This window comes from Tenacibaculum discolor, from assembly GCF_003664185.1.
GTDB classification, from domain to species: Bacteria; Bacteroidota; Bacteroidia; order Flavobacteriales; family Flavobacteriaceae; genus Polaribacter; species Polaribacter discolor.
Genome location: NZ_RCCS01000005.1, coordinates 333341 through 346720, shown reverse-complemented (window position 1 = coordinate 346720; position 13380 = coordinate 333341). Strand labels below are relative to the sequence as shown.

The following is a 13380-nucleotide window of genomic DNA, read 5'->3' as shown; positions in this document are numbered from 1 at the left end:
CTTTATCTTAATTAAAAATATCTGTAAACTTAAATGTTTCTTTTAAACGAACTCCTTTTTCTGTATGCTTTACTGTTATTACTTCGTTGTATGCATCGTGTTCTAAAAACAGATAAAATTCCTTATCGGCTGCTTCGTTTAAAAAAGCTTCTTTTTCTTTTAAGGTAAGTAGTGGCCTTGTATCATACCCCATAACATAAGGCAAAGGAACATGACCTGCTGTTGGCAATAAATCTGCCATAAACACCAATGTTTTTCCTTGATATTCTATTTTCGGTAGCATTTGTTTTTCGGTATGTCCATCTTTAAACAGCACATCAAACCCAACATAATCTTTTGCATTTAGATGTAAAAAGTTTAGTTGTCCGCTTTCTTCAATTGGTAAGATGTTTTCTTTTAAAAAAGATGCTTTTTCTCTCGCATTTGGGTGAACTGCCCAATCCCAATGACGCTGATTGCTCCAAAAACGTGCATTTTTGAAAGCTGGTTCGTACCCTGTTCTGTCTTTATTCCATTGGATTGCTCCTCCACAATGATCGAAATGTAGGTGTGTTAAAAACACATCGGTAATATCATCTCTATGGAAACCATATTTTGCTAAAGAAGTGTCTAATGAAAAATCTCCATATAGATAGTAATACCCAAAAAACTTGTCTGATTGTTTATTTCCGATACCCGTGTCAATTAGTGTTAAACGGTCACCATCTTCAATCAACATACAACGCATGCCCATTGAGATCATGTTGTTTTCATCGGCTGGATTTGTCTTTTGCCAAATCGTTTTCGGAACTACGCCGAACATAGCGCCTCCGTCTAATTTAAAGTTTCCTGTTTCTATCGGGTAAATTCGCATAGCTACAAAGATGCAGAATTTTAGCGAATTAATTTGTTAAGGAAAACAAAAAGTGCCTAGTTTCTAGAAATGCTATCTGCCATAATTAAAGTATTGTATGCATTTAGACTTTCCGAGTGATTTTTAAAAAATCATAAAAGGTTATCATCTCTTTTTTCTAATTCTTTCAAAAAATAAGAAGGTTTGATTCCTTTAGCTTTAAAAAATGCTTTAGAAAACGATTCTGCGTTGTTAAAACCTGCCTCTTTAGCAATGGCTTTAATTGTAAATTTCCTAAGAATTTTATCTTCTTTTAATCTATCAACTATATATTCAATTCTTAAATTACTCAGATAAGCAGAAAAAGATTTACCTTTATAATAGTTAACTACTTTAGATAGGTACTGAGTATTAGTATTTAACTCTTTTGCCAAAGAACTTAATGTAATATTATTAGCTATAAATTTCTGCTCTTTTTCAAACTCATCCAATCCTTTTAAAATAGCTTCACTAATTTGTTTCGGTATTTTAATATTTTCTTTTGGTTTTTTTACAACTTTAACAACTTCCTTAGAATTAATTACTTCTTCGAATCTTTGTTTATAAACTCTCTTCTTGTGATATTGATAAATAAAAAGAACCAATAATAAAACTACTATTAGAGAAATCATAATAATAACAAAGTAAAAAAAGGCGTTGTTTTTCTTCATTTGTTTTATTACAGTTTCTTTTTCCGATTTTAATTTTGGAATATCATACTCTCTATAAATTTTTCTGTTTAAATACCTCTCATTGTAATTTATGATACTGTCATATTTGATAAATCTATTGATATATAATAGTTGATTTTTTAAATTATTATCTTTTTTATATTTATTAATTAAGACTTCATATGCTTCTCTTATAAATAAAAAAACTGGTTTCTCTAACTGGAATAAGGAATCTACTTTCTTATATGCTCTTATTTTTTGCCTTTCTTTATTAATTCCCTCAAAAGATTTTCCCAGATAGAAATAAATGTAAATTAAATAATTATTTAAACTTTTATTTTTAAAAAAAGAAGCTTCATTTTTAAGTATATTAATAGCTATATTATAATTCTTTTTATGACATTCAATAATTCCTTGATTCATATTTAAATGATGAAGCATTAAAGTATCTTTTAATTTTAAGTATATTTTTTTTCCTCTATTTATATAGTTTTGAGCAGAGTCAATTTTTTTTGAATCTGTATAAAGATTTGCCAGTTCCATTATTGAATTTAGCCTTCTATTTTTTAAATCATTCTTCTCCGCGTATTTTAAGTTTTCTTTAAAAATTATGGCAGCTTCATCATAGATTTGAAGTCTTCTTTTCAATGAACCAATACTATTTTTAATACTAAACGCTAATGACTTACTATTATGTTTCTCTGTATATTCTAGTGCTAATAGGTAACTATCAATTGCATCATCATATTGATAATTTTTTTGATAGTAATATCCTTTTTTCATATAAGCAACTGAAGGATAATACTTAATACTCTTCTCAGACATTAAATTAATAACACTATCACTATATTTCAATACTCTATCATCTTCATATAAATCTGATAAAACCCAATAGCCTGCGGAAATTCTTTGTCTGTGTTTTTCTCTCTTAGCTACCTTTAAGAAAGCTTTTATATATCTAATTTTTTCTTCTTTTTCTTCACTTTTTTCATAATAAGAGAATAATTCTTCCATTGTTTTGTTTGAAAGCGTATCAACTTTACTTTGTCCAAAAGAACTTATGAACAAAAACAAGAAAAAGAATAGTGTAATCTGTTTTTTATGTGCCTTTAATTTATTTTTCATTTTTCTACTAATTTCCTTTTACTTTTTTCACTAAAAAACCCATTCAATATTTTTTAAATTTCACAAAGGCAAATGTAATAGCAGACAAGTCAAATACAGATACACACCTAGAGATATTAATCGATATTTATAAATAACTACCTTTTTCATATCATTTAAATAAGAATATTACAACTTATGGCAACAACAAATGCCTCAAATAGAATTAAACAAAAAAGCTCATCAATTATTGATGAGCTTTTTGAGGTGTCGAGCGGATTCGAACCGCTGTAGATGGTGTTGCAGACCACTGCCTAGCCACTCGGCCACGACACCTTATATTGATAAGGACTGCAAATTTACAGCTTTTATCTTTTTTTGCAAGCTTTTTTTACTTTTTACGCACATCTGATAAAACAATTGCTACCTCAGCAACATTTCCGCCAATTGGTGGGTTAATTTTTGCTACGCTAACTTCCGCTTCATCAACCAGTTGTATTTCTTTAAAGATTCTATCTAAAATTCGTTGAGCAACATGCTCTAGTAATTTAGAACGAATTGCCATCTCTTCTTTTGCAATTTGATTCAAATGCACATAATCTACCGTATCAACCAAATCATCGGTTTGTGCTGATTTTTGTAAATCGGCTTTTACTTCAATATCAACTCTATATTCCGAACCTATTCTAGCTTCTTCATCTAAGCATCCGTGATTCGTAAAAACACGAATGTCGTTTACACGTATAATTCCCATGACGCAAAAATAGCAATGTTTACTTATTTAAAAGCATTCTTCGTGTTTTTTCAATAATCGTAAAAAGACCTTAACAATATTATTCATTTCTTAAAATAATAAGATTTCTCACTTCGTTCGAAATGACGTGTTTATTAATTCGTAAAGAAATCGAATATGTTGCTTAAAGCACTCGTTCTCGCTTTGTAAAACTCAGTATAACTACATCTTTTACATGTTACACTCGTAAACTTTTTGTTTTGTACATCAAAAATTTTAGACAATGTCCCTCCAGTAGCCCTCATTTCAGCTACTTCATAGGTTTTATTATCACATTTTGGACAGGTATAATTTAATGGCTTACTCATAAATACTTTTAGTTTTTATTTATAAGAGTCGAAAAATTAAAAAATGTTACAAACTACTTTATTTCAAATGTTTGATTCAACTCACCCATCGTTACTTTATATTTTCCTTTTGGCAAATAGTATTTATCGTTCTTTGCTTTTTTTATCTCAGCTTCTTTGTGTTTCTTTAAGTACTTTTTTCTTCCTTTTTCAGAAAAAGAAACATCATACACCACTTCATTAAACCCTTTTGTTATATTCGTTTTTATAGTGTTTACCAAAACTTTATCTGAGTATACTTCTAATACAACTTCTTTATCTGCATTTACATAAAACGGAATTGTAATTTTTGGTGTATTTGGTTCTAACCATTTACTCCAAGAACTACCCCAAGATTTTCTTTTCTTAATATCCTTAATGCTGAAAACAGCCTCTTTATTATCAAATTCTTGTAAAGAAGTAATATTTGCTTTGTACAAACTACGCCCGTGTGTTCCTACTAATAAATGCTTTGCTTTGGGTTGAATTACTAAATCGTGTACCGCTACATTTGGTAATCCGTTACTAAAAGCCTCCCATGTTGAACCTTGATTAAAAGAAACATACAATCCGTTATCGGTTCCTAGGTATAGGATATTTTCTTTTTCAGGGTCTTCCTTAATCACATTTACCGCAGAAGTTGGAATATTATTACTGATGTTTTTCCATGTTTTTCCATAATCATCAGACACGTATACATACGGAGTAAAATCGTCAAAACGGTATCCGTTTAAGGTAACATACACTCGTTCTTTTTTATATTTTGAAGCTATTACACGACTTACCCATAAATTTTGTGGAAAAGAATTTGAAACCCTCTCCCAACTTCCTCCTCCGTTTTTAGTCACCTGTACCAATCCATCATCAGAACCTACATAGATTAGTCCAAATTGAAATGGGCTTTCAGAAATGGTGGTTAATGTTCCGTAAGCTACATTTCCTTCCTTTTCTCCTTTGGTTAAATCTCCTGAGATTTCTTCCCAATTATCACCTTTATTTAGTGAGCGGTGTAACTTATTTCCTCCTAAATACAAGATGTCTTGATTATGTTTTGATAACTGAATAGGAGTTTGCCAATTGAATCGATATGCTGGTTTATCTTTTTCTGGTTTTGGTTGAATATAAGTTTGTTTTCCTGTAGCTCTATCTATTCGATAATAGTTTCCAAATTGATATCCTGTATACACAATGTTTGGGTTTCTATCATCAACAGCAACTTGCATACCGTCACCTCCCATTAAACTTTCATAAGGATTCTTTCCTGTTTGATGCCAACTTTTGTCAATTTTTGCATTGTGATTTCCAACCCAAACGCCATTATCTTGCATTCCTCCATACACCTTATAGTTTTCTTGATTATCGGCATATACCGTATAAAACTGCCCAACTGCTGGCTGATTTAATTTAATCCAGCTTTCACCGTCATCATAAGAGATATTCAACCCACCATCATTCCCATCAATTAAGTGTCCTTGTTTTTTAGGATTTACCCACAATGCTTGATGATCAGCATGAACATTTTCTTTGCTAATAGATTTAAATGTTTTTCCACCATCTTTCGATTTTAAAATTGGAACTCCCAATACATAAATTCCATTTTGGTCTTGTGGATCAACACGAATTTCTCCAAAATAATATCCATACGAATAGTATAAATCATCTAAATGACCCTCATGTGTTTTTTTCCAAGTTTTTCCTCCATCGGTAGTTTTAAAAACCTCAGCTCCTATTACTGGAGTGTCGAATAATGCAGCATTAGCATCTTTTAAGTAACCAACCAAATCACTTGGACTTATTTCTCCTGGGCTTGAGCGAATGATTTGTTTAATATTTTCTGCACGATATTTCTCCTGAAGACCATTCATTTTGATATATGAATTCAATTTTTTGTCTTTCATATTTAAAAGCTCATCAGTTGAAACTGATGCAAGCTCTTCTTTTGTCAGAGCACCAGATCCTTTTGCATTTTTAGTAGAGTCTTTTTTTCTTCGGAATTGATTATCATGAAAAGCGTATACTGTGTTTTCGTCATATACGGCTAACCCTATTCTACCAACTCCTTTACCATTTGGAAAACCATTATTATCAGAAATTTTAGTCCAAGTATTTCCTGCATCAGTCGATTTATAAATTGCTGAATTTTTCCCGTCTCCATCAAAATTCCATGCTTTACGCTCGCGTTCCCAAGCAGCAGCATATAAAATATTGAAGTTGTTTGGTACTGGTTGAATATCTATAATCCCTGTGTTTTCATTAATAAATAAGGTTTTTGCCCAAGTTTTTCCTCCATCAGTAGTTTTAAAAACTCCTCTTTCTTTGTTTGATGAGTATAAATGACCAATAGAACCAACAATTACCTCATCAGGATTGTTTGGATTGATTAAAATACGACCTATGTGATGTGAATCTAGTAGCCCTACATTTGTCCAATTTTTACCTTTATCGGTAGATTTTAAAATTCCAATCCCAGCATATGACGAACGAGAAGAATTATTTTCTCCTGTACCTACCCAAATTGTCCCATTTTTCCAATCTACAGCAATATCACCCACATTTTGTGTTGGAGAATTATCTAAAACTGGAGTAAAAGTCGTTCCGTTATTATTGGTATGCCATACTCCTCCTGAAGCATATCCTACATAAAACTCTGTAGTATTTTCTGGATTTACATCAATATCTACCACACGTCCACTCATCACTGTAGGTCCAATGTTTTTAAACGGTATATTTTTTACGATGGAGTTTGTAATTAAAGCTTGCTTTTGTTGTAAAGCTTGCTGCATTTTTTCTGCTGATGTAGGCTGTTGAGCAACTACTGTAAACGGAAATAAAGCGATAAAAACTTTGGCTAAGATTCTCATTATAATTTGGTTTAGAAGAAGTGAAAATACTGTAAGCTAATAGTATTTCAAAAAAATTAACAGAATATTGAGAGACTTCTTTTTGAAGCTCTTGTCAAACAAAAAAATTATTAGCTTTGTTTAACCTCAAAATTTTTAGGCTATGACTATTTTTATTCTTTCTGTTAGTGACCAAATTTATTCAACACAAAGAATATACAAAGAAGCTCGTCGTCGTGGACATAAAGTTGAAATTATAAACCATTTAAAATGTTCTATAAAACTTGGCGATGGTAAGCCTGCTATTCTATATCAAGGTAAAAATATTATTGATATTCCTGATATAATTATTCCTAGAATAGGTGTTTCTGCTATGAAACATGGGGCTACCGTTGTAAAAGAATTTGAAATGAACGGGGTATATAGTACCGCTAGTTATTTAGGTATTGTTGATGCACAGAACAAAGCTCGTACTTTACAAATAATGAGCAGAAATGGACTTCCTATTCCTCAGACTGTTTTTTCTGTTGACGCTGAAAATATTGGTGAACAAATAGATTTATTAGGTGGCTCTCCTGTAATTATTAAATTACAAGAAGGAACACACGGCTCAGGTGTAATTTTGGCTGAAAGTAAAAAATCTGCCATGTCTATCATAGATACCATGCACGGAACTAATACCAGTATTTTACTTCAAGAGTTTATAAAAGAAAGTAACAGTGAAGATATTCGTGCTTTTGTTGTAAATGGTAAAGTAATCTCTTCTATGAAACGTAAAGGACTGGAGGAAGATTTTCGTTCTAATATTCATAAAGGTGGAAGTGGACACAAAGTTACTTTAACTACTGAGGAAGAAGAAATAGCTATTAAAGCAGCTCAATACTTAGAACTTCCTATTGCTGGCGTTGATATGATACGATCAAAAAGAGGTCCCTTATTAATTGAAGTTAACTCGACTCCTGGATTACAAGGAATTGAAGCTTACACCAAGGATAATATTGCTAAGGCTATCATTAAATTTTTAGAAGAAAAATGTTCGAACAAAATTTTAAAAACGGAATCATAGAAATTCGTGGACAAAAAATTGGTTTAGGTGAATCTAAACTAATTAAAATTCCTATTGATAGATTGCCTACAGGAACTCTAATAGAAATTCCTGTGTATATTTTTAATGGTGACCAATTAGGGCCAACTATTCTACTACAAGGTGGTTTACATGGTGACGAAGTAAATAGTGTTGAATTAGTACGTAGAATGTTAATTGATAAATCGTACAAAATTCATCGTGGTTGTGTTATTGTAGTTCCATTATTGAACATTTTTGGTTTTTTAAACATGTCTCGCGATATGCATGGCAAAGATGTAAATAGAAGTTTTCCAGGTTCAAAAACTGGTTCTTTGGCAAGCAGAATGGCATATTACTTAATGAAAGAGATTACAAATAATGTAGATTTTGCTATTGATTTTCATACAGGAGGAGAACAACGAAATAACTTTCCGCAAATACGATATACTCCTGAAGATGATAGAGCTCTTCAGCTAGCCAATATTTTTAATGCTCCTTTTATGTTTGGCTCTAGACTTATTCCAAAATCTTTTAGAAATCAATGTTATAAAAACAATATTCCTGTAATTGTATATGAAGGAGGAGAATCATTAAGACTAGAAGAAAAAGCTATTCAACAAGGTATTAATGGAACTCTTCGTATTTTAAAACACTTTAAAATGGTAAAAGAAAGTATAGAAATACCTAAAAACCCAACTTCAATACACATTAATAAACACAAATGGGTTAGAGCTAAAGTTGCGGGCTTATTTACCCCTATTGTTCACAATGGAGAAAAAGTAAAAAAAGGACAGGTTTTAGGACATATTATGGATACCTATGGAGAAACTAATTTCTCAGTAAAGTCTCCTTATGACAGTTATATTATTGCTAAAAACAACTTCCCTATTATTAATATGGGCGACGCTTTATTTCATTTGGGTAAAATATAACAATCTGATTTTATTTGTTTTATACGTTAATTTTCACTTACTTTAATTCCAATTAACTAATCAAAAATTATAAATTATGGAATTTCTTATTAGCTTATTAAGCGGGGCAGTAGGTGGTAATCTTGCTGGTGCATTGTTAAAAAAGTTTTCTTTAGGTACCATTTGGAACTCTGTCGTTGGGATTTTAGGAGGAGGCCTAGGAGCTCAATTACTAGGAATGTTAAATGTTGATATTTCTGGTATTATCGGTAACATTGCAGCCAGTGGTGTCGGTGGAGCTGTTTTACTAGTTATTGTTGGTGTTATTAAAAGCGCCATGGCTAAAAGTTAAACACATACTAAAACTTAAAAAAAGACGTCTTAATAAGGCGTCTTTTTTATTTATAGCCGAAGCCCAATAAAATAGCAGTACCTTTGTTGGCTCATAGTAGTGTCTTCTTTAGGTACTACTGAAGAATTATATATGACATTTACATCGTTAGGTTTATCAAAAGCTTTAGTGAAAGCTGTAACCGAAAAAGGGTATGAAACTCCCTCTCCTATTCAAGAAAAAGCAATTCCAGTTATTTTAGAAGGCAAAGACGTATTAGCTTCTGCACAAACCGGAACAGGTAAAACAGCAGGGTTTACCTTGCCTATTTTACAAAACATATCAGAAAAAAAGAATCCAAAATATCGTCCAATCAAAGCATTGGTACTAACACCTACAAGAGAGTTAGCAGCTCAGGTATATGATAATGTGCGCGAATACAGTACACATTTAAATATTAAATCTACCGCTATTTTTGGCGGAGTAAAACCTAGTTCACAAATAGCAACACTTAAAAACGGAATTGATGTTTTGGTAGCTACTCCTGGTAGATTAATAGATTTACACGAACAAAATCAACTTTCTTTAAAACGTGTAGATGTTTTAGTTTTAGATGAAGCAGATAGAATGCTAGACATGGGTTTTTTACGAGATATTAAAAAAATAATCTCTTTTTTACCTCAAAAACGTCAAAACTTATTGTTTTCAGCTACTTTTTCTAAAGAAATAAAAAAATTAGCGCAAGGTATTTTACACAATCCTGTGATGGTTGAAGCAGCTCCTGAAAATACGACTGCTGAAAAAGTAAATCAGAAACTATACAAAGTTCCGAAAAGCAAGAAAACCGAATTAGTTGGTCAATTAATTTCAAAAGGAAATTGGAGTCAGGTATTAATTTTTACTCGTACTAAACATGGTGCTAATAGATTGACTGAAAAACTAATTAAAAGAGGAATTTCTGCCGCAGCTATTCACGGAAACAAAAGTCAAGGAGCAAGAACTAAAGCCTTAAAAGGCTTTAAAGACAACTCTATTCGTGTTTTGGTAGCTACTGATATTGCTGCTCGTGGATTAGACATTCCATTGCTACCACATGTTATTAATTTTGAACTTCCAAACGTTCCTGAAGATTATGTACACCGAATTGGTAGAACAGGAAGAGCCGGTGCTAGCGGAGAAGCTATTTCATTAGTATCGCAAGAAGAGGAAGCATACTTAAAAAGTATTGAGAAGTTATTAGGACAAAAAATTATCGTTTCTCAGTTAGAAGGGTTTGATTTATCTACCATAAAAGATGAAATTAAAACTGAACGACCAAAGCAGCAACCTAGAAATAAACCAGCTAAAAAGCCGTTTAAAGCCTCTTCTGATCCAAAGAAAAAAACAAAAAAAACCTCAGCAGAAAACTCAAAAAAACATACTCCTAGAAAGCGAAACAACCGTAATAGAAGGAATAATAATAAAACACCTCAATAACAAATCTATCTTGCTCTTTATCAGTTATTTGAGAATCTTACTAATTAAACAAAGCAATATTTTGGTATAAATCTTGTTATAATTACTGTGTATTACAAAAACCAATAATTATGAAAAAACATGTTTTATTACTAGTTGCATTAGCAACTTTCTTTACCGCTTTTATTAGCTGTTCTAGTGACGACACCCCACAAATGTCTAAAGTAGCAGTACGCTTGGTAGATGCTCCTGGAGATTACGATGAAGTAAACATCGACGTACAGGATGTTATGATTAACTCTGGAGACGAAGAAAATGGTTGGCAAAGCCTTGGAAACGTTGCTCCACAAGTATACAACTTACTTGAGTTAACAGGTGGTATTGACGCTTTATTAGTGGATACTGAAATACCTGCTGGTAAAATTGGTCAAATTCGCTTAGTTTTAGGTGATAACAATTCTATTGTTGTAAATGGAGAAACTTTTCCTTTAGCAACCCCTAGCGCTCAACAATCAGGATTAAAATTAAACGTACACCAAGATTTAGTAGGTGGTGTAAAGTACACGTTTATCTTAGATTTTATGGTTGATAAGTCAATCGTAGTTGAAGGTACTGGTGACTACAGCTTAAAGCCAACTATTAGAGTAACTACTGAAGCTGCTTCTGGAGCTATTTCTGGAATGGTAAATCCTTTTGAATACCAAGTAGAGGTTAGTGCTGTTTCTGGTACCGAAGAACCTATCACTGCTTTAACAAATGAAGAAGGTAAATTTATGTTACACGGAGTACCTGCTGGTACTTATAGCGTAACTTTTAATCCTGATGAAGCTTCTGGATTAACTGCTAAAACAGTTGAAGAAGTTACTGTAGTATTAGGAGAAAATACAGATATGGGAACAGTTGAGTTAGAATAACTCACCTAACATAAATTATTTCAAAGGATGCTGTAAAAAGCATCCTTTTTTTATACTTTTAAGCTAAAATTTATTTCCATAAATGGACGCTTCTAAAAAAGCTATTACACAGCGCATACAAAACATCATAAATGATGAAAACTTAAACACCTTAATTCCAGAAATTATTGACTGTTTTAAAGAGTTTTCCTTATCAAAAAATGAATTTCTAGTAAAAAAAGGAGAAGCTTGTCGGTATTTCTGTTTTGTAGAGAGTGGTATCTTACAATACGCTGTTACCGTTTCTGGACAAGAAAAAACCACCTATTTAGCTTTAAGAAACGGATTCGCCTCATCCTTAAAGAGTTTTTTGCAACAAACTCCTTCCCCTAAAAATATAAAAGCATTAAGCTCCTGTAAACTTTGGGGGTTAAAAATTAATGATTTTAAACACCTAATGAAAAACAACAAGGCTTTTCATCAATTTTATTACAACTTTATAGAAAATCAAATTTTTTTAATTGACGATTACCGTATTGATTTGTTGACCTTAACTCCTGAAAAACGTTATAAAAAGCTACTCGTAAATGAACCAAAATTACTTCAAGAAGTCCCACTACATTATTTAGCTTCATTTTTAGGAATCTCTACTCGACATATGAGTAGAATTCGAAAAAATATAAATTAGCGCCAAATGGCTAATATTTGCACAGTTTCTTTCCGTATTTTTGAGGGAATCTTATCAATTTAATTGAATCATTATGAAGTACGACGCAATAAACAGTCAATTATTTATAAAAAATCGCAAAAACTTTATGGCTCAAATGAAGCATAATAGTTTAGCTGTTTTTAACTCAAACGATATTTATCCTGTAAGTGCCGATAGCACTTTACCTTTTGAACAACACCGTGATATTTTCTTTTTAAGTGGTGTTGATCAAGAAGAGAGTATCTTAATTTTATTCCCTGATTGTCCGAAAGAAAATTTACGTGAAGTACTATTTTTACGTGAAACTAATGAGCATATTGCTGTTTGGGAAGGTGAAAAACTAACCAAAGAAAAGGCTTTAGAAACTAGCGGGATTAAAAACGTACACTGGTTACAAGATTTAGAAAAAGTATTAGCTGAAATGATGGCTTTAGCTGATACCGTTTATATTAATACCAACGAGCACTATCGTGCAAATGTTGAAACTGAAACTCGTGAAGCTCGTTTTACTAAATGGTTATTAAACAAATATCCTGCACATTCAGTTGCAAAAAGTAACCCTATTTTACAACGTTTACGTTCAGTAAAAGATCAAATTGAAATTGATTTAATTCAAAAGGCTTGTGATATTACTGAAAAAGGTTTTAGACGCGTATTAGATTTCGTAAAACCAGGTGTTTGGGAGTATGAAATTGAAGCAGAATACATTCACGAATTTATCAGAAATCGATCTAAGAAATTCGCTTACACACCTATTATTGCTTCAGGTAACAATGCAAACGTGTTACACTACATTGAAAATAACCAACAATGTAAGGCTGGTGATTTAATTCTAATGGATGTTGGTGCTGAGTACGCTAACTATTCATCAGATATGTCTCGTACAATTCCTGTTTCTGGACGTTTTACAGACAGACAAAAAGAGGTATATAATGCTGTAAATCGTGTAAAAAATGACGCGACAAAAATGTTAGTTCCAGGAACTCTTTGGGCTGAGTATCATGTTGAAGTTGGTAAATTAATGACTTCGGAATTATTAGGTTTAGGGTTATTAGACAAAGCAGATGTTCAAAACGAAGATCCTAACTGGCCAGCATATAAAAAGTATTTTATGCACGGTACTTCTCACCACATGGGGCTAGATACGCATGACTACGGATTGTTACATGAGCCAATGCAAGCAAACCAAGTATTTACAGTTGAACCTGGTATTTATATTCCTGATGAAGGTTTTGGTATTCGTTTAGAGGATGATGTTGTTGTTCAAGAAACAGGTGAGCCATTCAACTTAATGCGTAACATACCTATTGAAGCTGACGAAATAGAAGATATTATGAATAAATAGTATCATTTCCCATACTTTTAAAACGTCATTAAAACTCCTTTTTTTGGAAATTTTAATGGCGTTTT

Annotated in this window: 12 protein-coding genes and 1 tRNA gene; 7 read left to right on the top strand and 6 right to left on the bottom strand. The window is 32.0% G+C overall.

The genetic code is table 11. The features are described from left to right. Window positions 1-7: 7 nt before the first annotated feature. From C8N27_RS05075 to C8N27_RS05050, 6 genes are all read right to left on the bottom strand, one after another. The gene (locus tag C8N27_RS05075) at window positions 8-853 is read right to left on the bottom strand and encodes an MBL fold metallo-hydrolase (protein ID WP_099215003.1); all 846 of its coding nucleotides are present in this window, start codon (window positions 851-853) and stop codon (window positions 8-10) included. 131 nt (window positions 854-984) lie between these two features. Continuing rightward, window positions 985-2667 carry a helix-turn-helix domain-containing protein gene (locus C8N27_RS05070; RefSeq protein WP_121146522.1) on the bottom strand — a complete coding sequence of 561 codons (1683 nt, stop codon included), beginning with the start codon at window positions 2665-2667 and terminating at the stop codon, window positions 985-987. A 244-nt stretch (window positions 2668-2911) separates the two neighbouring features. Then, window positions 2912-2982, bottom strand: a tRNA-Cys gene (locus tag C8N27_RS05065). Between the two features lie 55 nt (window positions 2983-3037). Beyond that, the gene (gene folB, locus C8N27_RS05060; RefSeq protein WP_121146521.1) at window positions 3038-3400 is read right to left on the bottom strand and encodes a dihydroneopterin aldolase; all 363 of its coding nucleotides are present in this window, start codon (window positions 3398-3400) and stop codon (window positions 3038-3040) included. 134 nt (window positions 3401-3534) lie between these two features. Next, a complete protein-coding gene (locus tag C8N27_RS05055; RefSeq protein ID WP_121146520.1) occupies window positions 3535-3747 on the bottom strand; it encodes a zinc ribbon domain-containing protein in 213 nt (70 codons plus the stop codon). 53 nt (window positions 3748-3800) lie between these two features. Further along, window positions 3801-6626, bottom strand: a complete 2826-nt coding sequence (locus C8N27_RS05050; RefSeq protein ID WP_121146519.1) for a VPS10 domain-containing protein — start codon at window positions 6624-6626, stop codon at window positions 3801-3803. 142 nt (window positions 6627-6768) lie between these two features. Here C8N27_RS05050 and C8N27_RS05045 point away from each other — a divergent pair, with 142 nt between their 5' ends. From C8N27_RS05045 to C8N27_RS05015, 7 genes are all read left to right on the top strand, one after another. Continuing rightward, a complete protein-coding gene (locus tag C8N27_RS05045) occupies window positions 6769-7671 on the top strand; it encodes an ATP-grasp domain-containing protein (protein ID WP_121146518.1) in 903 nt (300 codons plus the stop codon). Then, a complete protein-coding gene (locus tag C8N27_RS05040) occupies window positions 7638-8603 on the top strand; it encodes a succinylglutamate desuccinylase/aspartoacylase family protein (protein ID WP_121146517.1) in 966 nt (321 codons plus the stop codon). The genes C8N27_RS05045 and C8N27_RS05040 overlap by 34 nt, the downstream gene beginning before the upstream one ends. Window positions 8604-8679: 76 nt before the next feature. After that, complete coding sequence (locus C8N27_RS05035) at window positions 8680-8934, top strand: hypothetical protein (RefSeq protein ID WP_099214995.1); 255 nt, start codon at window positions 8680-8682, stop codon at window positions 8932-8934. 132 nt (window positions 8935-9066) lie between these two features. Then, window positions 9067-10389, top strand: coding sequence for a DEAD/DEAH box helicase (locus tag C8N27_RS05030; RefSeq protein ID WP_121146678.1), 1323 nt, complete (start codon window positions 9067-9069; stop codon window positions 10387-10389). A gap of 110 nt (window positions 10390-10499) precedes the next feature. Beyond that, window positions 10500-11282: a DUF4382 domain-containing protein gene (locus tag C8N27_RS05025; protein ID WP_121146516.1), complete on the top strand. Its 783-nt coding sequence runs from the start codon at window positions 10500-10502 to the stop codon at window positions 11280-11282. Window positions 11283-11364: 82 nt separating this feature from the next. Next, complete coding sequence (locus tag C8N27_RS05020; RefSeq protein ID WP_121146515.1) at window positions 11365-11949, top strand: Crp/Fnr family transcriptional regulator; 585 nt, start codon at window positions 11365-11367, stop codon at window positions 11947-11949. Between the two features lie 73 nt (window positions 11950-12022). Next, window positions 12023-13315, top strand: coding sequence for an aminopeptidase P family protein (locus tag C8N27_RS05015; protein ID WP_121146514.1), 1293 nt, complete (start codon window positions 12023-12025; stop codon window positions 13313-13315). Window positions 13316-13380 lie beyond the last annotated feature (65 nt).